The 24788-nt window shown below is 71.1% G+C and carries 22 protein-coding genes and 2 pseudogenes; 12 read left to right on the top strand and 12 right to left on the bottom strand.

Features of this window, described 5'->3' with window-relative positions:
• Positions 1 to 6 precede the first annotated feature (6 nt).
• A pseudogene (locus V2W30_RS25425) lies at positions 7 to 2018 on the top strand (ATP-binding SpoIIE family protein phosphatase).
• A gap of 97 nt (positions 2019 to 2115) precedes the next feature.
• Positions 2116 to 2577 carry a hemerythrin domain-containing protein gene (locus V2W30_RS25420; protein WP_338700060.1) on the top strand — a complete coding sequence of 154 codons (462 nt, stop codon included), beginning with the start codon at positions 2116 to 2118 and terminating at the stop codon, positions 2575 to 2577.
• Positions 2578 to 2596: 19 nt separating this feature from the next.
• Here the strand turns inward: V2W30_RS25420 and V2W30_RS25415 are convergent, their stop codons facing one another.
• Both V2W30_RS25415 and V2W30_RS25410 read right to left on the bottom strand, forming a co-directional pair.
• On the bottom strand, positions 2597 to 2935 hold the full coding sequence (locus V2W30_RS25415) for an Lrp/AsnC ligand binding domain-containing protein (protein WP_338700059.1): 339 nt from the start codon (positions 2933 to 2935) through the stop codon (positions 2597 to 2599).
• A gap of 136 nt (positions 2936 to 3071) precedes the next feature.
• Entirely contained in the window at positions 3072 to 3602 is a 531-nt protein-coding gene (locus tag V2W30_RS25410; RefSeq protein WP_338700057.1) for an Lrp/AsnC family transcriptional regulator, read from the bottom strand.
• 120 nt (positions 3603 to 3722) lie between these two features.
• Here V2W30_RS25410 and V2W30_RS25405 point away from each other — a divergent pair, with 120 nt between their 5' ends.
• On the top strand, positions 3723 to 5003 hold the full coding sequence (locus V2W30_RS25405) for an MFS transporter (RefSeq protein WP_338700055.1): 1281 nt from the start codon (positions 3723 to 3725) through the stop codon (positions 5001 to 5003).
• Positions 5000 to 6282: pseudogene (locus tag V2W30_RS25400) on the top strand (amidohydrolase). Before V2W30_RS25405 ends, V2W30_RS25400 begins: the two are co-directional and overlap by 4 nt.
• 58 nt (positions 6283 to 6340) lie before the next feature.
• On the opposite strand, the gene V2W30_RS25395 reads toward V2W30_RS25400, so the two are convergent.
• A complete protein-coding gene (locus V2W30_RS25395) occupies positions 6341 to 8590 on the bottom strand; it encodes a transglycosylase domain-containing protein (RefSeq protein WP_338700053.1) in 2250 nt (749 codons plus the stop codon).
• Positions 8591 to 8879: 289 nt separating this feature from the next.
• On the opposite strand from V2W30_RS25395, the gene V2W30_RS25390 reads away from it, so the two are divergent.
• The 5 genes from V2W30_RS25390 (at position 8880) to V2W30_RS25370 (ending at position 13782) form a co-directional block, all read left to right on the top strand.
• On the top strand, positions 8880 to 9818 hold the full coding sequence (locus tag V2W30_RS25390) for an SPFH domain-containing protein (protein WP_338700052.1): 939 nt from the start codon (positions 8880 to 8882) through the stop codon (positions 9816 to 9818).
• Positions 9815 to 10066, top strand: coding sequence for a hypothetical protein (locus tag V2W30_RS25385; protein WP_338700050.1), 252 nt, complete (start codon positions 9815 to 9817; stop codon positions 10064 to 10066). Before V2W30_RS25390 ends, V2W30_RS25385 begins: the two co-directional genes overlap by 4 nt.
• 94 nt (positions 10067 to 10160) lie before the next feature.
• Positions 10161 to 10688 carry a PadR family transcriptional regulator gene (locus V2W30_RS25380; RefSeq protein WP_338700049.1) on the top strand — a complete coding sequence of 176 codons (528 nt, stop codon included), beginning with the start codon at positions 10161 to 10163 and terminating at the stop codon, positions 10686 to 10688.
• A complete protein-coding gene (locus tag V2W30_RS25375) occupies positions 10685 to 11383 on the top strand; it encodes an ABC transporter ATP-binding protein (RefSeq protein WP_338700048.1) in 699 nt (232 codons plus the stop codon). The genes V2W30_RS25380 and V2W30_RS25375 overlap by 4 nt, the downstream gene beginning before the upstream one ends.
• Positions 11380 to 13782: an FtsX-like permease family protein gene (locus tag V2W30_RS25370; RefSeq protein ID WP_338700046.1), complete on the top strand. Its 2403-nt coding sequence runs from the start codon at positions 11380 to 11382 to the stop codon at positions 13780 to 13782. Before V2W30_RS25375 ends, V2W30_RS25370 begins: the two co-directional genes overlap by 4 nt.
• Before the next feature lie 34 nt (positions 13783 to 13816).
• Here V2W30_RS25370 and V2W30_RS25365 read toward each other — a convergent pair whose 3' ends face one another.
• The 5 genes from V2W30_RS25365 to V2W30_RS25345 form a co-directional block, all read right to left on the bottom strand.
• The gene (locus V2W30_RS25365; RefSeq protein ID WP_338700044.1) at positions 13817 to 14245 is read right to left on the bottom strand and encodes a hypothetical protein; all 429 of its coding nucleotides are present in this window, start codon (positions 14243 to 14245) and stop codon (positions 13817 to 13819) included.
• A 4-nt stretch (positions 14246 to 14249) separates the two neighbouring features.
• Positions 14250 to 14636, bottom strand: a complete 387-nt coding sequence (locus V2W30_RS25360; RefSeq protein WP_338700042.1) for a roadblock/LC7 domain-containing protein — start codon at positions 14634 to 14636, stop codon at positions 14250 to 14252.
• Positions 14637 to 14741: 105 nt separating this feature from the next.
• The gene (locus V2W30_RS25355; RefSeq protein WP_338700040.1) at positions 14742 to 15236 is read right to left on the bottom strand and encodes a hypothetical protein; all 495 of its coding nucleotides are present in this window, start codon (positions 15234 to 15236) and stop codon (positions 14742 to 14744) included.
• A complete protein-coding gene (locus V2W30_RS25350; RefSeq protein ID WP_338700038.1) occupies positions 15191 to 15613 on the bottom strand; it encodes a hypothetical protein in 423 nt (140 codons plus the stop codon). The genes V2W30_RS25355 and V2W30_RS25350 overlap by 46 nt, the downstream gene beginning before the upstream one ends.
• Before the next feature lie 169 nt (positions 15614 to 15782).
• Positions 15783 to 16760, bottom strand: a complete 978-nt coding sequence (locus V2W30_RS25345) for a LysR substrate-binding domain-containing protein (RefSeq protein WP_338700036.1) — start codon at positions 16758 to 16760, stop codon at positions 15783 to 15785.
• Between the two features lie 135 nt (positions 16761 to 16895).
• On the opposite strand from V2W30_RS25345, the gene V2W30_RS25340 reads away from it, so the two are divergent.
• A complete protein-coding gene (locus V2W30_RS25340) occupies positions 16896 to 17450 on the top strand; it encodes a peroxiredoxin (RefSeq protein WP_016641682.1) in 555 nt (184 codons plus the stop codon).
• Between the two features lie 15 nt (positions 17451 to 17465).
• Entirely contained in the window at positions 17466 to 17996 is a 531-nt protein-coding gene (locus V2W30_RS25335) for an alkyl hydroperoxide reductase (protein WP_338700030.1), read from the top strand.
• A 75-nt stretch (positions 17997 to 18071) separates the two neighbouring features.
• On the opposite strand, the gene V2W30_RS25330 is transcribed toward V2W30_RS25335, so the two are convergent.
• From V2W30_RS25330 to V2W30_RS25315, 4 genes are all read right to left on the bottom strand, one after another.
• Positions 18072 to 19421, bottom strand: coding sequence for an AI-2E family transporter (locus tag V2W30_RS25330; RefSeq protein ID WP_338700028.1), 1350 nt, complete (start codon positions 19419 to 19421; stop codon positions 18072 to 18074).
• A 135-nt stretch (positions 19422 to 19556) separates the two neighbouring features.
• The gene (locus tag V2W30_RS25325; protein ID WP_338700026.1) at positions 19557 to 20288 is read right to left on the bottom strand and encodes a lytic transglycosylase domain-containing protein; all 732 of its coding nucleotides are present in this window, start codon (positions 20286 to 20288) and stop codon (positions 19557 to 19559) included.
• Between the two features lie 389 nt (positions 20289 to 20677).
• Positions 20678 to 21997 (bottom strand): PhoH family protein, encoded by a 1320-nt coding sequence (locus tag V2W30_RS25320; protein WP_338700024.1) that lies wholly within the window; start codon positions 21995 to 21997, stop codon positions 20678 to 20680.
• A gap of 302 nt (positions 21998 to 22299) precedes the next feature.
• On the bottom strand, positions 22300 to 23073 hold the full coding sequence (locus V2W30_RS25315) for an isoprenyl transferase (protein WP_338700022.1): 774 nt from the start codon (positions 23071 to 23073) through the stop codon (positions 22300 to 22302).
• Between the two features lie 109 nt (positions 23074 to 23182).
• On the opposite strand from V2W30_RS25315, the gene mgrA reads away from it, so the two are divergent.
• Entirely contained in the window at positions 23183 to 24220 is a 1038-nt protein-coding gene (gene mgrA, locus V2W30_RS25310) for an L-glyceraldehyde 3-phosphate reductase (RefSeq protein ID WP_338700020.1), read from the top strand.
• Positions 24221 to 24788 lie beyond the last annotated feature (568 nt).

Raw genomic sequence — 24788 nt, 5'->3', positions numbered from 1 at the left:
ACACGCGTGACGGAGCACTCAGCCTCTTACCAAGGCTCCCACGAAAGCCGCCACCACGGCACGGCGGCCCGCCCCGCCGATCCCCGCGGGGCCCTGCGGCGTACCCCTGACGCGTCCGGAAACCCGGCGACGGGCGGCTTACCGGAACAGCCGCGCCGCGCCGCCGCACCGCCGCCCCCGCCGCCGCCCCCGGCGGACGCCGAGCACTCGCAGCCCGCGTCCCCCTCGCCCGAGCCGGTGCGCCCTCGGGACCCCCGGACGGGACCGAGCGGCGCTCCGGGCAGCCACGCCCGGCGGGGCAGCCGACCGCGATGCGGCGCGACGGGGACCGGCTGCGGTTCGTGGGCGCCGCGACCCGGCGGATCGCGCGCGGTATCGACCTCGACGAGATCGTCATGGGGCTGTGCCGGGCGACGGTGCCGACGTTCTCGGACGCGATCCTGGTCTATCTGCGCGAGCCGCTGCCCGTCGGCGACGAGCGTCCGACCGGACCCATGGTGCTGCGCCTGCGCCGCACCGACCGCATCCCCGACGCCGACGACACGGAGACGGAGAACGGCGCACCGGCCGCCGCGGTCTCGCCGCAGGGCGAACTGGCGGCGGGCTGCGCCGAGTTGTGCGAGGTCCAGGCGGGCGGGGCGCTCGCCGAGGTACTGCGGGGCGTGCGCCCGGTGTTCGCCGACTCGCCCGCGGCGCTCGCCGCGCTGCCCGAACTCCTCGGCGGGGAGCCGCCGTTGCCGACCGGGCACCGCGCGATCCTCGCGCCGCTGCGGGGGCGGCGCCGGGTGATCGGCGCGGCGGTGTTCCTGCGCCGCCCGGACCGGGCCGCGTTCGACGCCGACGACCTGCTGGTGGCGGGGCAGCTCGCCACGCACAGCGCGCTGGGCATCGACAAGGCGGTCCTGTACGGGCGCGAGGCGTACATCGCCGACGAGTTGCAGCGCACGATGCTGCCGGAGACGCTGCCCCGCCCGACGGGTGTGCGGCTCGCCTCGCGCTACCTTCCGGCGGCGGAGACGGCGCGGGTCGGCGGCGACTGGTACGACGCGATCCCGCTGCCGGGCAGCCGGGTCGCGCTGGTGGTGGGCGATGTCATGGGGCACTCCATGACCTCGGCGGCCATCATGGGCCAGCTGCGCACGACCGCGCAGACCCTCGCGGGGCTCGATCTGCCGCCGCAGGAGGTCCTGCACCATCTCGACGAGCAGGCGCAGCGGCTCGGCACCGACCGGATGGCCACGTGCCTGTACGCGGTGTACGACCCGGTCGCGCACCGCATCACCATCGCCAACGCCGGGCATCCGCCGCCGGTGCTGCTGCACCTGGGCGGGCGCGCCGAGGTGCTCCGGGTCCCGCCGGGGGCGCCGATCGGTGTCGGCGGCGTCGACTTCGAGGCCGTGGAGCTGGACGCGCCCGCGGGGGCGACCCTGCTCCTCTACACGGACGGGCTCGTCGAGTCCCGGCTGCGGGACGTGTGGACCGGGATAGAGCAGTTGCGGGAACGGCTCGCCGCGACCGCCCAGTTGACCGGACCGGACCACCCGCCGCCGCTCGAAGCGCTCTGCGACGAGGTCCTCGACATGCTCGGCCCCGGCGACCGGGACGACGACATCGCGCTGCTCGCCGCCCGGTTCGACGGGATCGCGCCGAGCGACGTGGCGTACTGGTTCCTGGACCCGGAGGACGCGGCGCCGGGCCGGGCCCGCCGGCTCGCCAGGAGCGCCCTGGCCCGCTGGGGCCTGGAGGAGCTGTCCGACTCGCTGGAGCTGCTGGTGAGCGAGGTCGTGACGAACGCGGTGCGGTACGCCTCCCGGCCCGTGACCCTGCGCCTGTTGCGGACCGACGTGCTGCGCTGCGAAGTCGGCGACGACGTACCGCAGTTGCCGCGCCTGCGGCAGGCCAGGGCGACCGACGAGGGCGGCCGCGGCCTCTATCTCGTGAACCGGCTGGCCCGGCGGTGGGGCGCGACGCGCCTGTCGACGGGGAAGGTCGTGTGGTTCGAGCTGCCGGTGCCGTAGGCGGCGAATCGGCCGGGCGGGTGGGTGCGGGGCCGTGCCCACCCGCTTCGGCGTGCGCGGCGTGCGCGGGCGGGCGGGGGCGTCTGCAATGGGGGGCATGTGCCACTACTGCGGTTGCCGTGAGATCCCGCTGATCAAGGAGTTCATCGCCGAGCACGAGCGCGTCACCGACGCCGCGGGGGACGCGGTGCGGGCCCTGGAGCGCGGTGACGCGGGGGCCGCGCGCGTGCTCGTCGACACGATGGCCGCCGAGCTGGCCGCGCACTGGAAGGGCGAGGAGGACGGGCTGTTCGCGGTGATGCGCGACGATCCGGCGAACCCCGAGTACGGGCCGTACATCGACGCCCTGGTCGCCGAACACCGCGAACTCGCGGCGCTGCTGCCCGCGTTGGACCTCACGGATCCCGGCGACGTACGGCGGTTCGTGGCGGCGGCCGACGAGCTGCACCGGCACATCGCCAAGGAGGAGGACGGCCTCTTCCCCGCGTCGCTGACCGCGCTGTCCGGTGACGACTGGGACGCGTCGATGGCGGCGTGGCGCGCGGCGCACCCGGCCTGAGCAGCCGGGGCGGCCCCGCTCACAGGCCGACCGGGACGTACCCGGTGGCTCGCCCGGTGTCGTCGAGCAGCCGCCCCATCCGCTTCACGGTCCGCAAGGTCACGGTGCGGTCCTCGACCCGGAGCCCCGGGAACCGGTCGTCGAGGTGGGACTCCAGCGCGGCCATGCCGTCGAGGTCGCGCAGCCAGACGGAGAAGAGCAGATTGCAGGACCCGGTGACCGAGGTGCACAGGCGCGTCTGCGGGAGCCGGGCCAGCGCGGCGCCGGTGGCGTCCAGTTCCCCGTGCGGGACGGTCGCCCGGTAGGTGGCGAGCGCGGGCCATCCGGCCAGTTGCTGGGCCAGGTCGCAGCGGAGCATGATCTCGCGGTCCCGCAGTTCGCGGGCGAGTCTGCGCCGTACGGTCGACTCGCCGATGCCGACCCGCTCGGCCAGCTCCGCGTATCCGGCGCGGCCGTTCGCGCCGAGGGCGAGCAGCAGCGCCCGGTCGACGTCGTCACGGGGCGGAACGCGCGCCGCGCCGGAACGTGCCCCCGGCCGGGGCGAGCCGGGCGCGGCCCGCGGGTTCCATGGCGCGCACCTTCCAGCCGCTGCCCTCCTGGTAGAGCCGCATGCTCAGCCGGGTCCGGGTGGCGCGCACCCCGGGCAGCCGGCCGATGGACTCGCTGACGCGGCGCCCGAGCGCGGGCAGGTCGGAGGCGGCGACGGACAGGAAGAGGTCGTAGTCGCCGACCACGTGTTCCGCGCTGAACACCCAGGGCAGGGTCACGAGCCGGGCCGTGAGTTCCTCCAACTCCCCCGGTGTGCAGGTGAGTTCGACGTAGGCGACGGTGGCCGTGGCCGGGCCCGCGTACGCCGTGATCCAGGCGAGGCCCTCGCGCTCCAGACGTGCCCAGCGCCGGGCCGCGGTCGTCGCGTCGATGCCGACGGCCGGGCCGATCCGGGTCCAGGGGGCGCGCGGATCGGTCTGGAGGGCGTCGATGAGGGCGAGGTCCGCCTCCTCGAAGGCCGCGGCGGATTCCGGCATGAGCGGTCCGATACCGCCGTTTACCTGCATCTGAGACACCCTCCCGTACGGCGGCCGGATTCTGTCCCCACTTCCGAGCCGCATCCCCGCACCAGCCCGCCCACTCTAGAAGGAGTGCCCGTGGCCATACCTGAGCGCGCCCGCACCAGGGAACGCCTCGACCGGAGCGCGAAGATCACGGTCGGGCTGCTCTTCGCCGCCTGGCTGATCGACTACGTCGACCGGCTCGTCATCAATCTCGCCCTGCCCTCGATCGGTGACGAGTTCGACCTCAGCCGCACCGAGCAGGGCATCGCGGTGTCCGTGTTCTTCGTGGCGTACGCCGCCTGCCAGATACCCGGCGGCATGCTGGCCGACCGCTTCGGCGCCAAGCGGGTCACCTGCTGGGCGCTGCTGATCTGGTCGGTGTTCACGGCGCTGACCGGACTCGCCGGGTCGTTCGCGATCCTGCTCGTGGTGCGCTTCCTGTTCGGGGTGGCCGAGGGCATCTTCCCCGGCGCCTCGATGAAGGCGGTCAGCGAGCGGACCACGCCGGGGCAGCGGATGGGCGCCAACGGCCTGGTGCAGTCCTCGAACGCGGTCGCGGCGGTCGTCGCGCCGCTGGTCGCCGCGCCGCTCATCGCGCACTTCGGCTGGCGCTCGGCGTTCTTCAGCGTCGCCGCCGTCGGTGTGTTCGTGTACGCGGCCGTGCGGCTGTGGCTGCCGGAGCCGCGCGCGGCCGTCGCCCCCGCCCCGGCGAGCGGCACCAGGACCGTGGTGCGCTCGGGAACGCTGTGGGCGTTCGCCGGGATGTTCTTCGGCTACGACATCATCGTGTGGGGCCTGAACACCTGGGTGCCGTCCTACCTCAACGACGAGCGCGGCCTCTCGCTGACCTCGTCGGGGGCGCTCGCGATCCTGCCTGCGGGCGCGGCCACGGTCGCGGTGATCGCGGGCGGGCGGCTCGCGGACCGCTTCGAGGGGCATCCGCGCAAGGTCGTCGTCCCCGCGATGGCCGTCTCCTCGCTGGCGCTGCTGCTGATGGCGACGGCGTCGAGCACGGTGGCGTTCGTCGCCTGGATGACCGTGGCGATCTCGGCCGCGTCCCTCTCGTACATGCCGATCTTCGCCGTGCCGCTGCGCAGCCTGCCGCCCGAACTGACGGGCGCCGCGGCCGGGCTGATCACGTTCGGCGGGCAGCTGGGCGGTGTCGTCGCGCCGACCGCGATGGGGCTGCTCGCGGACGCGGCGGGGTTCGGCGCCGCGTTCGGGTTCCTCGTCGTCGGCGCCGTCGTCGCCGCCGTCCTCGCGTGCGTCACGCCGCAGGACACCGTCTCCTTCCGGCGGGCGCTGCGGCTGCCCGATCCGGCCCCCTCGGACCGACCCGTCACCGTAGAGCGCGTAGAGAGCGAGCAGGCATGACCACGCACACGACCACCGGACAGGACCTCGCCGACGGACTCGACGCCCGGCTGCCCGGCCTGCGCGAGCTGTACCAGGACCTGCACGCCCACCCCGAGCTGTCCCTCCAGGAGACCCGCACCGCGGGGATCGTCGCGCGGCGGCTGCGCGCGCAGGGCGGCTGGGAGGTGACGGAGGGCGTCGGCGGCACCGGGGTCGTCGGGGTGCTGCGCAACGGCGAGGGCCCGTCGTCCTGCTGCGCGCCGACATGGACGGGCTGCCCGTCCTGGAGGCGACCGGCCTGCCGTACGCGTCCGTGGCGCGCGGCACGGACCGCGACGGCAACGACGTACCGGTGATGCACGCCTGCGGCCACGACATGCACGTCACGTGTCTGCTCGGCGCGGCGGCGCAGCTCGTCGCGCACCGTGACGGCTGGCGCGGCACCGTCGTCGCCGTGTTCCAGCCCGCCGAGGAGATCGGCGAGGGCGCGCGGGACATGCTCGCGGACGGGTTCGCGGAGCGGTTCCCGACCCCCGACGTGTGCCTGGGCCAGCATGTGGGCCCGTTCCCCGCGGGGGTCGCGGTGACCCGGCCCGGCCCGGTCATGGCGGCCTCCGACAGCTACCGCGTACGGCTCTTCGGGCGCGGCGGGCACGGGTCGACGCCCGAGTCGACCGTCGACCCGGTGGTGATGGCGGCGGCCGTGGTGCTCCGGCTCCAGACGGTGGTCGCGCGGGAGGTCGGCGCCTCGCAGGCCGCGGTCGTGACGGTGGGCTCGATCCACGCCGGCACGAAGGAGAACATCATCCCGGACGAGGCCGAGCTGAAGCTCAACATCCGGTCCGTGGACCCCGTCGTGCGCGAGCGGGTGCTCGCCGCGGTGCACCGGATCGTCCGGGCGGAGTGCGTGGCGTCGGGCGCGCCCAGGGAACCGGAGTTCACCTCGCTCGGTTCGTTCCCCGTGACGGTGAACTCGGCGGAGGCCACCGCGACGACGATCGAGGGGCTGCGCCGGGTCCTGGGCGAGCAGGCCGTGCTCGTGCTGCCGCAGCCGATCAACGGCAGCGAGGACTTCGGTCTGTTCGGTGACGTGCTCGGGGTGCCGTCGGTGTTCTGGCACTTCGGCGGGGCGGACCGGGCGGCGTTCGAGGGCCTCGAACCCGGGACGCTCGCGACGCGCGGACTGCCGCCGGAGGTCGCCGTGAACCACTCCCCGCAGTACGCGCCGCTCCAGGACCCGACGATCGAGCTGGGGGTACGGGCGATGCTGGGGGCGGCGCGCTCCTGGCTCGGCTGAGCACGCCGAAGGGGCGCCGAGAACCCCGCGGTTCCCGGCGCCCCTTCGGCGTGCCTGCTCAGTTCCTGCCGTTGCCGTTGCCGTTGTTGTCCTGTGGATCGACCGGGTCCAGCGTGATCCCGCCGGTCGGATCCCCGGTGTCGGTCGGGTCCGTGGTCGGCTCGGTCGGCTCGTCCGTCGGCGGCTCGGTGGTCGGCTCCTCGGTCGGCGACGTCGTGGTCGACGGCGGCTCCGTGGACGGCTCCTGCGTCGGCGACGACGGGGTGGACGGCTCCTGCGTCGGCGTGACCGGCGCCGTCGTGGTCGGCTCGACGCCCGCACCCATGTCGGTGTCGAGGTCGAACGTGCTGTTGGAGCTCGACGAGTTGAAGGTGTACTGCGCCCAGATCCGGGCCGGGAAGCTGCCGCCGTCGACGCGCGGCAGGCCGCCGGCGCCCTTCATGGAGACATGCGCGCCCGCCTCCGACGTCTTCAGCGCACCCTCGCCGAACAGGCCGACCGAGGTGACCAGGTCCGGTGTGTACCCGGTGAACCAGGCCGACTTGTTGTCGTCGGAGGTACCGGTCTTGCCCGCGACCTGCTGGCCGTCGCGCGCCGGGTTGTCGCGCACCGACGCCTTCGCCGTACCGTCGTCGACCACACCGGTCAGGACCGAGGTGACCGAGTCGGCGGCGCCGCGGCTGATGACCTGGTCGCCGACGGCGTCCGGCAGCGCGACCTTCTCGCCCTTGACGGTCACCGACTTCACGATCTGCGGGGTGACTTCCTTGCCGTGGTTGTCGAGGGTGGCGTAGACGCCGGCCATCTCCATCGGGCTGGCGCCCATGGTGCCGAGAGTCTGGGCCGCGTACGGCTTGAGGTCGTCCTTGTCCATGCCGAGCTTCTCGGCCGTGTCCATCACCTGCTGCATGCCGACGTCGGCGCCCATCTGCGCGAAGACGGAGTTGATGGACTTGTTCATGGCGGTCTGCACGGTGACCGGGCCGTAGCTGCGGTCGTCCTCGTTCGGCGGGGCGAAGCCGACCTTCTGGCCGTCGTTGACGACCGGCCGCTTGTTGGTGCCGTCGTAGATCGTGCTCGCCTTGATCGACGAGCCGTTCTGCGTCTTGGCGTTGTTCTCCAGGGCCGCCGCGAGGATCAGCGGCTTGAAGGTGGAGGCGGGCTGGTAGTCGTCGCGGGTGGCGTTGTTGACGTAGTGCTCGCTGAGCCCCGCGCCGCCGTACATCGCGAGCACCCTGCCGGTCTTCGGGTCGACGGAGACGGCGCCGGCCTGCACGCGCGCGTCGGCCTTCTTGCTCTTGGGGTCGAGGTGGTCGGTCAGCTGCTCCTTGACCGACTTCTCCAGCTGCTTCTGCTTCTTGCGGTCGACGTTCAGGGTGATGGTGTAGCCGCCGGCCTCGAACTGGTCGTCCGTGAGGTTCAGGTCCTTCATCACCTCGGCCTTGGCGGCCGTGTAGAGGTACCCCTCCTGGCCTTCGAGGCCCGCGGCGGCCTTCGGCTGCATCGGCTTGGGGAACTTCGTCATGGCCTGGCGGGCGCTCGCGCTGAGCCAGTGCTTGTCGACCATGTTGTCCAGGACGTAGTTCCAGCGCGCCGTGACGAGCCTCTTGCCGGTGTCCGAGGCGTTGGCCCAGTCGTACTGGCTGGGGGCCTGGAGCAGCGCGGCGAGGTAGGCGCCCTCCTCCACCGTCAGCTTCGAGGCGTCCTTGTCGTAGTACGCGTGGGCGGCGGCCTGGATGCCCCAGGCGCCGCGGCCGTAGTAGCTGGTGTTGATGTACCCGGCGAGGATGTCGTCCTTGGACTTCTTCTGGTCCACCTTCAGCGAGATGACCAGTTCCTTCAGCTTGCGCGAGACGGTCTGGTCCTGCGTGAGGTAGTAGTTCTTCACGTACTGCTGGGTGATCGTCGAGCCACCCTGCTTGCCCTTGCCGGTGACCGTGTTGAGCATGCCGCGGGCGGTGCCCTTCAGGTCGATGCCCTGGTCGCTGTAGAACGACTTGTTCTCGGCGGCGACGAACGTCCGCTGGACGTCCTTGGGCACCTCGGCCAGGTCCACCAGCTCCCGGTTGACCGTGCCCGTGCGGGCCATGGTCGAGCCGTCGCTGTACTGGAAGATGTTGCTCTGCTTCTCGGCGTCCGGGTTGCCCTCGGGTATGTCGATCACCAGGTACAGCACCACGAACGCGCCCATGCACAGCAGCACGAGCCCGAAGAACGCACCCAGGAGCTTCTTCCAGGAGAAGAAGCGGCGTATGCCCGAAGGCCGCGACGCGCGCTTCTGCGCTTTCCTCGCATCGGCTCGGCCCATGACCTCAGTTGCTCCGCATCTCGTTCGGGTACCGGTTTGTGTACGCGTGGGTACGTGGTCGTCTTCTGCGTCTTCCGTGCTGAATCAGCTCATGAAGCTAACACCGTCACTTATGTCAAAACCCTGCTGATCCGGTCATTTCAGGACGTGACAATCAGCACCTACCCCATGGGAACCGACGATCGGGACGTGCGGATGGTTGCCGTCGGGCATAATGTGCTATCACTTTGATAGATCGGTTCGCGTCACACGTTTCGCGAACCCACAGCTCAGAGAGACGGGGACCGCCATGTCCGAGACGGACGCCACATCCGCCACTCCCGACGTACCGCAGATGCCCAAAGCCCGGGTGCGCGAGGTCGCGGCGCACAGCATCGGCGGTGGACTCGCCCTGCTGCTCGGGCTCGTCGGCCTGCTCGTGGGGGCCGGCCTGATCGCGATCGGCGCGGCGAGCACGTCGGCGGGGGCCAAGGCGGCGCTGATCATCGTCGGCGTCGTGATCGCGATCGCGGCGTTCTTCGCCATGTGCGGCCTGAACATGGTGGCGCCGGGCGAGGCCCGCGTCGTCCAGCTCTTCGGGCGCTACCGGGGCACGATCCGCACGGACGGCCTGCGCTGGGTCAACCCGCTCACGTCCCGTACGAAGATCTCGACGCGCGTGCGCAACCACGAGACGGCCGTGCTGAAGGTGAACGACGCCTACGGCAACCCGATCGAGCTCGCCGCGGTCGTGGTGTGGAAGGTCGAGGACACCGCGCAGGCCAGCTTCGAGGTCGACGACTTCCTGGAGTTCGTCTCGACCCAGACCGAGGCGGCCGTACGCCACATCGCCATCGAGTACCCCTACGACGCGCACGACGAGGGCGGCCTGTCGCTGCGCGGCAACGCCGAGGAGATCACCGAGAAGCTCGCCGTCGAACTGCACGCGCGCGTCGAGGCGGCCGGCGTCCAGATCATCGAGTCCCGCTTCACGCACCTCGCGTACGCGCCCGAGATCGCCTCGGCGATGCTCCAGCGCCAGCAGGCCGGGGCCGTGGTCGCCGCCCGCCGGCTGATCGTGGACGGCGCGGTCGGCATGGTCGAGGACGCGCTCGCCCGCATCACGGAGCAGGACTTCGTGGCGCTGGACGAGGAGCGCAAGGCGGCGATGGTCTCCAACCTGCTGGTCGTGCTCTGCGGTGACCGTGCCGCGCAGCCGGTCCTCAACACCGGGACGCTCTACCAGTGACGCCACCACCGCCTCCGGCGCGCAAACAGGTGCTGCTGCGGCTCGACCCCGCGGTGTACGAGGCGCTGGCCCGCTGGGCCGGGGACGAGCTGCGCTCCGCGAACGCGCAGATCGAGTTCCTGCTCAGGCGTGCCCTCGCGGAGTCCGGACGGCTGCCCGGCTCGGCGGGGCCCATCCCCCGACGAGGGCGGCCGCCCAAGAGTCCGGAGGGCCCGGCGGGACCGGCGGGACCGGCGTCCGACGGGTGAGCGGGGCTGGTCGTCAGCGTTCCCCGCACCCCTGACGGGGGCGGGGAACGCGGCGTATACACCCCGGGTATACACACGGTGTACAGTCACCGTCATGTCCATCGGCCACACCCTCCTCGGGCTCCTGGAATCCGGACCCCGGCACGGATACGACCTCAAGCGCACCTTCGACGAGACGTTCGGGCACGACAAGCCGCTGCACTACGGACAGGTCTACTCGACCATGTCCCGCCTCCTGAAGAACGGCCTCGTCGAGGTCGACGGGATCGAGGCCGGCGGCGGCCCCGAGCGCAAGCGGTACGCGATCACCGAAGCCGGCGTCACCGACGTACGGCAGTGGCTCGCGACGCCGGAGAAGCCGGAGCCGTACCTCCAGTCGACGCTCTACACGAAGGTCGTCCTCGCCCTGCTGACCGAGCGCGACGCCGCCGAGCTGCTCGACGCGCAGCGCTCCGAGCACCTGCGGCTGATGCGCACGCTCACCGACCGCAAGCGCAAGGGCGACCTCGCCGACCAGCTGATCTGCGACCACGCCCTCTTCCACCTCGAAGCCGACCTGCGCTGGCTGGAACTGACCACCGCGCGCCTCGACAAGCTCGCCGCGGAGGTCCGCCCCTCATGAGCACCGCAACGCCACCCCCCGGCTCCCTGCTCACCGCGACCGATCTCCACAAGGCGTACGGGCCCACACCCGCGCTCGACGGCGCCTCCTTCTCCGTGCACCCGGGTGAGGTCGTCGCCGTGATGGGCCCCTCGGGCTCGGGCAAGTCGACCCTGCTGCACTGCCTCGCGGGGATCGTCACGCCCGACTCCGGCACGGTCGTGTACGGCGGCCGCGACCTGGCCGCGCTCTCCGACGCGGAGCGCAGCGCGCTGCGCCGCGGCGAGTTCGGCTTCGTCTTCCAGTTCGGCCAGCTCGTACCGGAGCTGACCTGCCTGGAGAACGTCGCGCTGCCGCTCCGGCTGAACGGCGTCAAGCGCAAGGAGGCCGAGCGCCGGGCCGCGGCACAGCTGGAGCGCCTGGAGGTCGACGACCTGGCGGCCAAGCGGCCCGGTGAGATATCCGGCGGCCAGGGACAGCGCGTCGCCGTCGCCCGCTCGCTGGTCACGAACCCGCGCGTGCTCTTCGCCGACGAGCCGACCGGCGCCCTCGACTCGCTCAACGGCGAGCGCGTCATGGAACTGCTCACCGAGGCCGCGCGCGGCGCGAACGCCGCCGTCGTCCTGGTCACCCACGAGGCCCGGGTCGCCGCCTACTCCGACCGCGAGGTCGTCGTGCGCGACGGCCGCTCCCGCGACATGGAGTTCGCCCGATGACCCTGCTCGACGAGCGGCCCGCACGGGCCGCCGACGCCGGCGCCCCACCCGGTCTCGGGGGCCGCCTGCGCGACCTCGGCCTCGGCCTGCGCTTCGCCGCGTCGGGCGGCCGCGAGGGCTGGGTCCGTACGCTGCTCACCGCGATCGGCGTCGGGCTCGGTGTGGCCCTGCTGCTCGGCGCGGCCTCCGTCCCGACGTTCCTGAACGAGCGTGACGTCCGCCTGAACGCCCGCCAGGTCGGCATGAGCGACGCCACCACCCACCTGGAGCCCGGCGACCGGACCCTGCTGTACCTGGACGCCTCGTCCGAGTACCGGGACGGCAGGGTCGGCGGCTTTCTGCTGCGCCCCGACGGCGCGCACCCGCCGCTGCCGCCCGGCGTCGACCATCTCCCCGGGCCCGGCGAGATGGTGGTCTCCCCCGCCCTGAAGGACCTGCTCGACTCCCCCGAGGGCCAACTCCTCAAGGAGCGCTACGACTACCGCGTCGTGGGCACGATCGGCGACGCGGGCCTGGGCGACCCCTTCGACCTCTACCTGTACGCGGGCAGCGACACCCTCGACACCGAGCACGGCGCCTACCGCATCGACCGCTTCGGGCACCACGACCCGTCGGAGCCGCTCGACCCGGTCCTCGTCCTGATGGTCGTGCTGGCCTGCGTCGTCCTCCTCGTCCCGGTCGCCATCTTCATCGCGACGGCCGTACGGTTCGGCGGTGAGCGGCGCGACAAGCGGCTCGCCGCGCTGCGCCTGGTCGGCGCGGACATCCGGATGACGCGCCGTATGGCGGCGGGCGAGGCCCTGTTCGGCACGCTGATCGGCCTGGCGCTCGGCATCGTCTTCTTCCTGGCCGGACGGCAGATGTTCGGCTTCGTGGAGATCTGGCGGCTCGCGGCGTTCCCGGCCGACTTCTCGCCGGTGCCCGCCCTCGCCGCGCTGATCCTCGTCGCGGTGCCGCTCGCGGCGATCGTCGTCACCCTGCTCGCGCTGCGCTCGGTGGCGATCGAGCCGCTGGGCGTCGTGCGCAGCGCCCGCACCCGGGCCCGCCGCCTGTGGTGGCGGCTGCCGGTGCCGGTCGCCGGAACACTGCTGCTGCTCACGGCGGGCCCCGTCTCCACGGTGGACACACTCGGCGTCGTGCACATCGCGGCGGGCATCACGCTCACCCTGATCGGCCTGGTCCTGGTGCTGCCGTGGCTGGTCGAGGCGGTCGTACGACGGCTGCGGGGCGGCCCGGTGCCGTGGCATCTGGCCGCGCGCAGGCTCCAGTTGAGCAGCAGCGGCGCGAGCCGCGCGGTCGCCGGGATCACCATCGCGGTCGCGGGCGGCATCGCCCTCCAGATGTTCACCGTCGGCATCAACGACGACTTCGAGAAGACGACCGGCGAGGACCCCAAGCGGGCCCAGATGGGTGCCATGGCCGACTTCCCGAGTGGCAGGCTGGCGCAGCGGATGGTCGACGAGTTCAGTGCGGCCAAGGGCGTCAAGAAGGTCATCGGCACCGTCGACAGCTGGGCGAACCCGGCGGGCGTGAAACCGGACGCCGACGGCGCCGTCCCGACCCTCTCGTTCTCCGTCGGCACCTGCACCGCGCTGCGCGAGCTGGCGAAGCTGCCCTCCTGCGCGGACGGCGACGTGTTCCGGGTGACGGGATCCCACGACGCGTACAGCGACGGCCAGTTGGAGAAGTACGGCCGACCGGGCTCCCGGCTCGCCATCGACGACGCGAGCGACTACGACCCCGGCGCCCCGAAGGCGGTCCGCTGGACGATCCCGGCGGACACCCGCACCGTCGACTCCCGGCGCGACCCGGGGGGCGCCCGCTTCGGCGGCATCCTGGCCACGCCGGGCGCCTTCGACGCGGAGTCCCTGCACAACGCGTCGACGTCCGCGCAGATCCAGATCGACGAGAGCGTGCCGGACGCCGTCGAACACGCGCGCACCGCCGCCTACAGGATCGACCCGGGGATGCGGGTGTGGACGTACCGGTCGGTCGAGCGGAACCGGCAGTACGAGAGCGTCCGCTCGGGCCTGTTCACCGCGGCGGCGCTGACGATGACGCTGATCGCGGCCTCGATGCTGGTCTCGCAGATCGAGCAACTGCGGGAGCGCAGGCGCCTGTTGTCGGTCCTCGTCGCCTACGGGACCCGCCGCTCGACGCTGGCCTGGTCGGTGCTGTGGCAGACGGCGATCCCGGTCGTCCTCGGCATGGCGCTGGCCGTCACGGGCGGCCTGGGTCTCGGGGCGCTGATGCTCCGCATGATCCACAAGCCGGTCACCGACTGGTTCCTGTTCCTGCCGCTGGTGGGCGTGGGCGCGGCGGCGATCGTGGTGGTCACCCTGCTGAGCCTGCCGCCGCTGTACCGCCTGATGCGGCCGGAGGGCCTGCGCACGGAGTAGCGCGGGCACCCCCGGCCGGCTCACGGATCGCGGGTCAGAGGCTGTACTCCCGGACGACTCGGCGTACTTGGGCGACCAGCATGCCCACGTTCACCGACTTGCGGCACACCGTCACGGCGACGATGTCCTGCTGCTCGGTCAGGCGCACGAACAGATGGGTGATGTTGTCGCTGTTGACGAGGATCTCCTGGAAGAAGTGGTTCTCGTGCTCCTGGCCGCGCCGCTCCTTCCAGACGTCCTCGATCATCAGGACGGTGCGGCCCTGGAACAGGTCCAGGGTCGCACCGGCCAGCAGGTCGAGGACTTCGGCGGGGTGGTTGTCGACGGTCTCGTAGGCCAGGAGCATGCCGGTGGACATGTCGACGACACCGGCGGCGACGCACTCGGGGGCTTCCGTGCGCAGGCTCTTGACCATGCTCACGACCTGGTCGGAGAAGCTGGCGTTCAATCGCTTCGCGGCCATGCGGTCACACCCCTTCCGGGGTCTTGGCGGCGAGGATCGACTCGATCCGGTCGAGGGCGGGGCGGGTCGCCGCGTGCAGGCGTTCCACGTCCAGGCCCTCGTCGCCGAGGACGACCATCAGGGCGGTGTCGCCGACCGCGTAGAAGGCGGCGCAGCCCCGGCTGCCGTACGTCACGGTCCGGCGCAGCGAGCCGCGGGCCGTGAGTTCGGCGGTGCGCCGGGCGAGGCCGAGTCCGGCCGCGGCGACGGCGGCGAGGCCCTCCTGGTCGATGGCGTCGGCGGTGTCGGCCGCGATGAGCAGCCCGTCCGCCGCCGCGACCGCCGTGTCGGTGATGCCGGTCACCTGCTCGCGCAGGTCGCGCATCTCCTGCGCGAGAGCGTTGTGGTCCATGAGTTCAACCCCCCAGATGCGCAGCGCATCTGATCGTCACTGTTTGATGGACTGTCGTGATCGGAACGGACAGGAATGGGCGGGGAGCGGCGGTCGACGCCGGATTCAACTCGCCTGGCTGGGATGGGCGTTGAGGATCTCGTTGATGCCACTGGCGCCGGGGCTGCGGCGCGGCAGGTCGTCCGGTTCCTCCAGGGGCGCGGGCAGGGCCCGCAGCCGCCGCCGCACCATCCCGGGCCGCACGCCGGGCAGCCGGACCGGTGCGGACGCCGGTGCGCACTCCAGGAGTCCTTCGGCGAGCATCCGGGCGACCTCGACCGTGACGGCGTAGACGCCGCGTCCGGTGCGGAAGGCCAGATCGCGGGCGGTGCGGCGGCCGTCGGCGTGCGTGAGCAGTTCGCGCCGCGGGGCGGTGAGCCCGGCGGCCCGGTCGGCGCCGGGCGCGGGTGCGGGGCGCTCGCGGTCGGGGCTCACGGGGTACGGGAGTTCGCCGATCGCGAGGACGCGGCGTGCCGCGTCCTGGAGCAGCCGTCCGGGCACCTCACCGACCGGCGTCACGGCGGCGGGCGCGGCCGCGTCGGCGCGCTCGCAGTCCGCCACCTCCCCGCGATGATCCCGAACGCCGCGTCCCGCATCGCCAGCAGGCAGATCACCCGCAGTTGCGCGGCCCCGACGTACCCGTGCGCGACCAGTCCGGCGGCCGGCCAGGGCGATCCGTCGGCCTCCCGCACCAGTGCGGTCCACTGCTCGTCGCTCACCCGGCCGGAGCGCAGGAGCAGCGTCTCGGGCCCGGGGGCGCCGGGGCTCTCCACGGCGACGACCAGGCCGCTCCGCAGGTGCAGGGTGCCGCCGGGGCTGCCCGCCACCCGCACCCGGCCGGTGAACTCCTCGTGCCCACAGGCGATCAGGGTCTGGGCCAGCAGATCACAGCCGGCCTGCCCGAGAGGCCCCCAACCGTCCCATCGCATTCCCGCCATCGCACCCCCCGGCTTTTCGTACTGACGCCTGATGCGTCGCACTCAAGGGGGATGTTGTATCAGCCGTGACGCACGGCTTCGTGGCTCATTTCCTACCTGCCCCTACCTGACGCGAGTTGTTCCATCGCGCGGCACAACTGGCAGTGTCCCGGGCATATTTGACCGCTTGTCAGGTGGCTGGCACCCCAGCCGGAAGCACTCGCACGGGCAGCGGCCGCAGCGCCTCGCGCAGCGCCTCGGCCAGTTCCTCGTACTCCGTGGCCCGCGCGGCACCGGCCCGCATGGCGAGGGCGACCCGGCGCGAGGGCGCGGGCTCGGCGAAGGCGCCGGTGAGCAGCTGGGAGCTGCGGGCCGTCTCGACGCGCAGGGCCGTACGGGGCAGCAGCGTGCACCCGAGGCCGCCCGCGACGAGCTGCACCAGCGTCGAGAGCCCGGCAGCGGTCGTCGTCACGTCGACGCCGTCGCGCCCCGCCTCGCGGCAGATGTCGAGCGCCTGGTCGCGCAGGCAGTGCCCCTCGTCGAGGAGCAGCAGATCCAGCTCGCGCAGCGCCTCGCGCGGGATCCCCTCCCGGCCGCCGAGCCAGTGGTCGAGCGGCGTGACGAGCACGAAGTCCTCGTCGAACAGCGGGAGTTCGACGACGCCCGGGACCCCGAGCGGCACCGCGAGCAGCAGCAGATCGAGCCGCCCGGCAGCGAGCCCGTCGATCAGCGACGAGGTCTGCTCCTCGTGCACCTGGAGATCCAGATCGGGGTACGTGTCGTGGACCAGCCGCAGCACGGTCGGCAGCAGGTACGGCGCGACGGTCGGGATCACCCCGAGCCGCAGCGCGCCCGTGAACGGCGCGCGCACCGCCTCGGCCTCCTCCATGAGCGCGCCGACCTCGCCGAGCACGGCCTTGGCCCGCACCGCGATCCGGGCTCCGGCGGGCGAGAGCAGTACTTTGCGCGTCGTACGCTCGACAAGGGTCACCCCGAGCGTCTCCTCCAGGGCCGACACGGCCCCGGACAGGGCGGGCTGGCTCATGCCGATCGCGGCCGCCGCGTCCCTGAAATGCAGATGCTCCGCGACCGCGGCGAACGCCCGCAGCTGCGCCAGGCTCGGCTGCCTGCGCCGCCCACCCGCGGGCTTTCCACTCTGTACGGCCACTGATAGCCACCTCCGATCAACACGACCGAGTCTAGCTATTTCCGTAATCAATGCACCCTGTGCCACGATCAACAGCAGTCCAACCCACGGAAAGGCCCCCCAAAAGGGGACGTTTCCAAGCTGCAAGGAGTGCGTGTGCTCACTGTCGGTGACAAGTTCCCCGAGTTCGACCTGACTGCCTGTGTCTCGCTGGAGAAGGGCAAGGAGTTCGAGCAGATCAACCACAAGACCTACGAGGGCAAGTGGAAGATCGTCTTCGCGTGGCCCAAGGACTTCACCTTCGTGTGCCCCACCGAGATCGCCGCCTTCGGCAAGCTGAACGACGAGTTCGCCGACCGTGACGCCCAGGTCCTCGGCTTCTCCGGTGACTCCGAGTTCGTGCACCACGCCTGGCGCAAGGACCACCCGGACCTGACGGACCTGCCCTTCCCGATGCTGGCCGACTCGAAGCACGAGCTCATGCGTGACCTCGGCATCGAGGGCGAGGACGGCTTCGCGCAGCGCGCCGTCTTCATCGTCGACCAGAACAACGAGATCCAGTTCACGATGGTGACCGCCGGTTCCGTCGGCCGTAACCCCAAGGAGGTCCTCCGGGTCCTCGACGCGCTCCAGACGGACGAGCTCTGCCCGTGCAACTGGAGCAAGGGCGACGAGACCCTGGACCCGGTCGCGCTGCTCTCCGGCGAGTGAACGGAGCCCTCTGACATGGCACTCGACGAACTGAAGTCCGCCATACCGGACTACGCCAAGGACCTGAAGCTCAACCTGGGCTCGGTCATCGGCAACTCCGACCTGCCGGCGCAGCAGCTGTGGGGCACCGTCCTCGCGACCGCCATCGCCTCCCGCTCGCCGCGCGTCCTGCGCGAGCTGGCGCCGGAGGCCGAGGCGAACCTGTCGCCGGAGGCCTTCAAGGCCGCCAAGTCGGCCGCCGCGATCATGTCGATGAACAACGTCTTCTACCGCACGCGTCACCTGCTCTCCGACGAGGAGTACGGGACGATGCGCGCGGGCCTGCGGATGAACGTCATCGGCAACCCGGGCGTCGACAAGGTCGACTTCGAGCTCTGGTCGTTCGCGGTCTCCGCGATCAACGGCTGCGGAATGTGCCTCGACTCGCACGAGCAGGTGCTCCGCAAGGCCGGCGTCGACCGCGACGTCGTCCAGGAGGCGTTCAAGATCGCGTCCGTCATCCAGGCCGTCGCCGTCACGGTCGACGCCGAGGATGCCCTGGCGTAAGCACGTGAGCAGAAGTCCGGCCCCGTCGCTCGTGCGACGGGGCCGGACTTCTGCGTTCTGCGGGCGCGCGCGGCCCTACAGGCGGTCGGTCGGGTCGGCCCGGTCGGTCGGCGGTTCGACGGGCGCGAGGTCCACGGCGGTCGCACCGCGCGGCGCGGGCGCCTGCCGCAGCGACGCCTCCCGCGACCAGGCCCGCAGATAGACCACCACCGTGTTGGTCACGGCGACGAGCGGCACCGCCACCACGGCCCCGCCGATCCCCGACACCATCCCGCCCGCGGCGACGGACAGCACGACGGCCAGCGGATGCACCCGCACCGCGCGGCCGAGGATGAAGGGCTGGAGGATGTGCCCCTCGATCTGCTGCACGGCGAGCACGACGGCGAGCACCATCACCGCCGCGAAGACGCCCTGGGTCACCAGCGCGACGACGACGGCGAGCGCGCCGGAGACCACCGCGCCGACCAGCGGGATGAACGCGAACAGGAAGATGAAGACGGCCAGGGGCACGGCCATCGGAACGCCGAGGAAGAAGATCCCGAGCCCGATGAAGATGGCGTCGATCAACGCGACTATCACCGTCCCGCGCACGTACGCCGTCAGCGTCCGCCACGCCCTCGGGCCGGCCCCCGCGATCCCGGGCCTGGCCTGCGCCGGGACGAGCTTGAGCGTCCACTCCCAGATGCGCCGGCCGTCGTAGAGCAGGAAGAGCGTCGAGAACATCGTGAGGAGGATGCCCGTCATCGCCTCGACGATGACCGTCACGCCTTCGAGGCCCGCCGACGTGATCTCGTCCGTGTTGGCGCCGATCGCGTCGCGCAGCGACTTCGCGATGTCGTTGATCTGACCCTCGGTCACATGGAACGGGCTGTTGAGGAGCCACTTCCGCAGCTCGTCGATGCCGTCCTGGACCTGGTCGGAGAGGTTGTCGATGTTCTCCTGGACCTGCCAGACGACGAACCAGCCGACGAGCCCCATGATGACGAAGCCGAGGATGGCCGTCAGTGCCGTCGCCAGTCCCCGGGGCACACCGCGGCGGCGCAGCCGGGCCACCGTCGGCTGGAGCAGCGCGGTGATGAGCAGTGCCGCGACGAACGCGAACACCACCAGCTGCACCGAGCTGATGACCTTCATCAGGACCCAGACCGTGCCGGCGAGGACGAGCAGGCGCCAGGCCGCCTCGGCGGCGACCCGAAGTCCCCAGGGCACGGCGGCGACCGGTTCGGGCCGGGGTGCCACGTTCGGCGCGTACGCGGGAGGCGCGGGCACCTGCTCGTAGGCGTCGTCCGGCGACACCGGTCCGGCCCCTCGGTCGGATGCCACGTCGTCGGACTTCTCGTCCTCCGCGCGGCGCTCCTCAAGGCGCTCACCGACCTTGCTGATTCCGGCTCCGACTCGGCCGAGCCAGCCTGGAACTCGCGACATGATCCGTCCTCTTCGTTCCCCCGTGCGCACTCACCACTCCCCCCGGAGCCGTGGACTAGACCGTACATCGAGAAGCGGCGGAAGCCCCCCACCGTAGGACGGTGAGGGGCTTCGCGGGGTTGAGCCGGTCCCGGCTCAGTACCAGTGGTTGGCCTGCCAGAAGGACCAGGCCTCGCACGGGCTGCCGTAGCGGCTGTCCATGTAGTTGAGGCCCCACTTGATCTGAGTGGCCGGGTTCGTCTGCCAGTCGGCGCCCGCCGTGGAGTACTTGGAGGCGGGAAGTGCCTGGAAGAGACCGTACGCACCGGAGGAGGCGTTGACCGCTTTGTAGTTCCAGCTGGACTCGTGGTCCACGATGTTGCTGAAGCACTGGAACTGACCGGACGGCACCATCTGGCGCGCCATCGCCTGGATCTGCGAGACGGAGTACGAGGACTGCGTCGAGAAGCTGGAGGCGTCGCGCGTCGCGGAGCGGCTCGCGGCTTCCTTCTTCGCCTCTTCGCGCTCCTTGGCCTCCTTCTCGGCCTTCTCCTTGGCCGCCTGCGCGTCCTTCTGCTTGGCGATCGCGTCCTCGGCGGCCTTCTTACGGGCCGCTTCCTCCGCGGACTTCTGAGCCGCATTGTCGGCCGCGATGGCCTGCGTCTGTGCCTGCTGGGTCAGCGACGCGGTCTGAACCTGCGCCTGCTGACCGGCGGGTATGTCGGCGAGGAGGGTCGCGTCGCCTGCCGTGGCCTCAGCCTCGTTCGAGGGCTGAGCGGTGCTGCCCGAGGCAACACCCACGACGGCTCCGACGGTGGTGACCGCGGTGGCCGAAGCCACTGCGAATCCCCGGACCGAGATCCGGCTCACACGGTTTCCTTCCAGCATCGCCCGCTGTGGTGTGACCCTCGCGGACGCAATCGTGCCCCTGGCACTGGCCTCCCAACTGACGGGTCACGGGAGGCACGGGCCCGGTGGGCAACTCCCGCTGGGAGAGCGCCGCGTGGTGCTCGGGCGGCATACGACGACCTCTATGAAGTTCAGATGCAGCCGGGGCTGCGGTGGTGCATGTCCGCTGAGGGGACACAAGTGTCGTATGCGGGGCCTGACAGGACCGTGACTCTGCCGTATGCGGACGTCGCAAGGCAATTCTGTGTTGCGTGGGATACGTCACACCCCGTTTGCCCCAAGGGATTTGAGGAAACGAGCACGCAGAAAGACGCCGTCCGGCTAAGCTCTCTCGCTTTGCCGAACGGCGCCAATTCGGGTGAAACGGCCTAGATTTGGCCGTCCTCCAGCATTTCGGTCACCAGGGCCGCGATCTGCGACCGCTCCGACCGCGTGAGCGTGACGTGCGCGAACAGCGGATGACCCTTCAGCTTCTCGACGACCGCGACGACACCGTCGTAGCGGCCGACCCGGAGGTTGTCCCGCTGGGCGACGTCATGAGTGAGGACGACACGCGAGTTCGCCCCGATTCGGGACAGAACGGTCAACAGAACGTTCCGTTCCAGGGATTGGGCCTCGTCCACGATCACGAACGCGTCGTGCAGCGAACGCCCGCGGATGTGCGTGAGGGGCAGTACCTCCAGCATCCCGCGCGCGGTGACCTCCTCGATCACCTCGCGCGACGTGACGGACGACAGGGTGTCGAAGACGGCCTGCGCCCACGGCCCCATCTTCTCGGCCTCGCTGCCCGGCAGATAGCCGAGCTCCTGCCCGCCCACCGCGTACAGCGGACGGAAGACCATCACCTTCTGGTGCTGGCGTCGCTCCAGCACCGCTTCGAGGCCCGCGCAGAGCGCGAGCGCGGACTTTCCGGTGCCGGCCCGGCCGCCCATCGAGATGATGCCGACGTCCGGATCGAGGAGCAGATCGAGCGCGATCCGCTGTTCGGCGCTGCGTCCCTTGAGGCCGAACGCCTCCCGGTCGCCGCGCACCAGGCGGACGTTGCCCTCCGGCGTGACACGGCCGAGGGCCTTGCCGCGCTCGGAGTGGATCGTCAGCCCGGTGTGCACGGGAAGCTCGGCGGCCTCCGGTACGTACACGCTGTCCTCGTCGAAAAGCAGGTCGACCTGCTCGGCGGGGAGGGTCAGTTCGGACATTCCGGTCCAGCCGGAGTCCGTGATGGCCAGTTCGGCGCGGTACTCCTCGGCGAGGAGACCGACCGACGAGGCCTTGATCCTGAGCGGCAGGTCCTTCGACACGACGGTGACGTCGTATCCCTCGGCCTGCAGATTGCGCGCGACCGCGAGGATGCGCGAATCGTTGTCGCCCAGGCGGTAACCCGAGGGCAGGACGCTGGGGTCGGAGTGGTTGAGCTCGACGCGCAGCGTGCCACCCAGCTCCCCGGTGGGGATCGGGGCGTCGAGGCGTCCGAAGCGGATGCGGTAGTCGTCGAGCAGGCGCAGGGCCTGCCGGGCGAAGTACCCCAGCTCCGGATGGTGCCTCTTGGCCTCCAACTCCGTGACCACGACGACAGGAAGGACCACTTCGTGTTCGTCGAATCGGGTCATGGCGTTCGGATCGGCCAGCAGGACGCTGGTGTCGAGAACATAGGTGCGCCGGTCGGGCTGGCGCTTGTTGCTGGTCACCACGGAAGGACGTACCCCCTCGGATGAGGTCGGGGAGCGACGGAGGGTGCAGGACCGGTCAACGGCCCCCGTGCGCGGGCCGAGAACCGGCCCTCCAAGTCGTCGTCCGTACCCATCGGCATACGGTCGTCCTGGTGCAAAGGGCCTCCCGGGCGGACGGCCCCGAGCCGCCCGCTGAGATCCGGCGTCCGTGGTTCGGACGCCGACCTGGAAGGCTTATTCCCTCGAACACGCGCAGCCATGCCAGGGCATATGACGACGCGTGCGTTAACTCCTGATGACCTACGTCCCGCGGTGACTCGGTGTCAGCCGCCGAAGCGGCGGCCGCGCGCCGCGTAGTCGCGCAGCGCGCGCAGGAAGTCGACCTTCCGGAACGCCGGCCAGAAGACGTCACAGAAGTAGTACTCGGAGTGGGCCGTCTGCCACAGCATGAAGCCCGAGAGGCGCTGCTCACCGCTGGTGCGGATGACGAGATCGGGGTCCGGCTGCGCGCTGGTGTAGAGGTGCTTGCCGATGAGGTCGATGTCGACGGCCTCGGCGACCGCTTCGAGGGAGTCGCCCTTCTCGGCGGCGTCCAGGAGCATCGAGCGGACGGCGTCGGCGATCTCCTGGCGGCCGCCGTAGCCGATCGCGACGTTGACCACTATCCCGTCGACGTGGGCCGTGGCCTCGTCGGCTTCCTTCAGGACGGTCTGGAGCCCCGACGGGAGGATGTCGGTGGCGCCCACGTGGTGCACGCGCCAGCGGCCGTCGGCGGCGAGCGAGCGCACGGTGTCCTCGATGATGCCGAGGAGCGGGACCAGTTCGGCCTGGGGGCGGTCGAAGTTGTCCGTCGAGAGCAGCCAGAGCGTGACGACCTCGACGTCCGTCTCGCTGCACCAGCCGAGGAACTCCTCGATCTTGTCCGCGCCGGCCTGGTGGCCCTGGGCGGTGGTGGACCCGGCGGCCTTCGCCCAGCGCCGGTTGCCATCCATGATGACCCCGATGTGCTTGGGCACCTGGTCATGGTCCAGGTGGCCTTCCACCCGGCGCGCGTACAGCCTGACCAGCAGGCCGCGCAGCCTGTCGCGCAGGTTCACGGTCTTTTTGCCCCTCCGTGCAGATGGCGGTCCCCGAAGGCGAAAGCCTACCGCCGTGAGACGGGGTCCCAGCTATGGGGTGTCAGTGCACTGACGTAGTTTCGTACCCATGAACGACACCTCTCCTTACGTCGCCTCCGCGGACCGGTACGACTCCATGGAGTACCGGCGCACCGGCCGCAGTGGCCTGAAGCTGCCGGCGATCTCGCTCGGCCTGTGGCACAACTTCGGGGACGACCGCACCCTCGACTCCCAGCGGGCGATCCTGCGCCGCGCCTTCGACCTGGGCGTCACCCACCTCGACCTGGCGAACAACTACGGACCGCCGCCCGGTTCGGCCGAGTTGAACTTCGGCAAGATCTTCGCCCAGGACTTCGCCCCGTACCGTGACGAGTTGGTCATCTCGACCAAGGCCGGGTACCTGATGCACCCCGGCCCGTACGGCGAGTGGGGCAGCCGCAAGTACCTGATGTCGTCGCTCGACGCGTCGCTGAAGCGGATGGGTGTGGACTACGTCGACATCTTCTACTCGCACCGCTTCGACCCCGAGACGCCGCTCGAGGAGACGATGGGAGCGCTCGCATCGGCGGTCCAGCAGGGCAAGGCGCTCTACGTGGGTGTGTCCTCGTACACCAGCGAGCAGACCGCCGAGGCCGCGCGGCTGCTCAAGGAGATGGGCGTCCCGGCGCTCATCCACCAGCCGTCGTACTCGATGATCAACCGCTGGACGGAGGACGACGGGCTGCTCGACACCCTGGAGGCGGCCGGCATGGGCTGCATCTCCTTCGTGCCGCTCGCGCAGGGTCTGCTCACGGGCAAGTACCTCAAGGGCATCCCGGAGGGTTCGCGGGCGACGCAGGGCAAGTCCCTCGACCCGGACCTGCTGAGCGACGAGGTCGTGCGCCGGCTGAACGGCCTGAACGACATCGCCAAGCGCCGCGGTCAGTCCCTGGCGCAGCTCGCGCTCAACTGGGTGCTGCGGGACGAGCGGATGACGTCGGCCCTGATCGGCGCGTCCAGCGTGAAGCAGTTGGAGGAGAACGTGGCGGCGCTCGCCGCTCCGAAGCTGACCGCCGACGAGCTGACCGAAATCGACTCGTTCGCCGTCTCGACGCCCGGCACGAACATCTGGGCCGGCCGGAGCTGATCCCCCGATCGGGCCGCAGCCCCGCGACCGGGGCCTTGTCCGGACAAAAAAACGGGCCGGTCCGTGGGGGGGAGACGGACCGGCCCGAGGGGGGGTTTCCACCATAACCCTTCGTAAGTGATGCTGCGCGCATCGGCATGCCACAACTACTCTCCGGAGTCGCCCGGCGACTCCTGGAGGTAGGTTTCCGGCCGCCTCACAGCAGGCCCACGAGCGGCTTCGGCCTCGTTCCCGTGACGGCGACGCCAGAGGTTCGGCGTCCCTCTCCCGTGTCATCCGCGCGGTTGACGCACCGCTTCACGGGCGCGGCGAGGCCGCAGATATGGCGCATTCGATGCGCGCCCGAACGGGCGAGGGGGCATGCGGTACCGCGCAGCCCCCTCCGCCGCGCGGTACCGCCGCGCAGCTTTGCTCACGCGAATTGCCGTTGGTCTGAACTTACGTGAGGTTTACGTGAGGATCGAGCCAGGATCGATAACGATGCGGAATCGGTTGCCCCGGGCTGCTACTTCGAGCGTCACCCCGTCCAGGCCCACCAGGACGGTGGAACCCTCGTGCCCCCGCGACG

It is taken from the genome of Streptomyces sp. Q6, from assembly GCF_036967205.1.
Lineage (GTDB): Bacteria > Actinomycetota > Actinomycetes > Streptomycetales > Streptomycetaceae > Streptomyces > Streptomyces citrinus.
The sequence above is the reverse complement of the archived record's forward strand: the minus strand, read 5'-3'. Positions and strand labels throughout refer to the sequence as shown.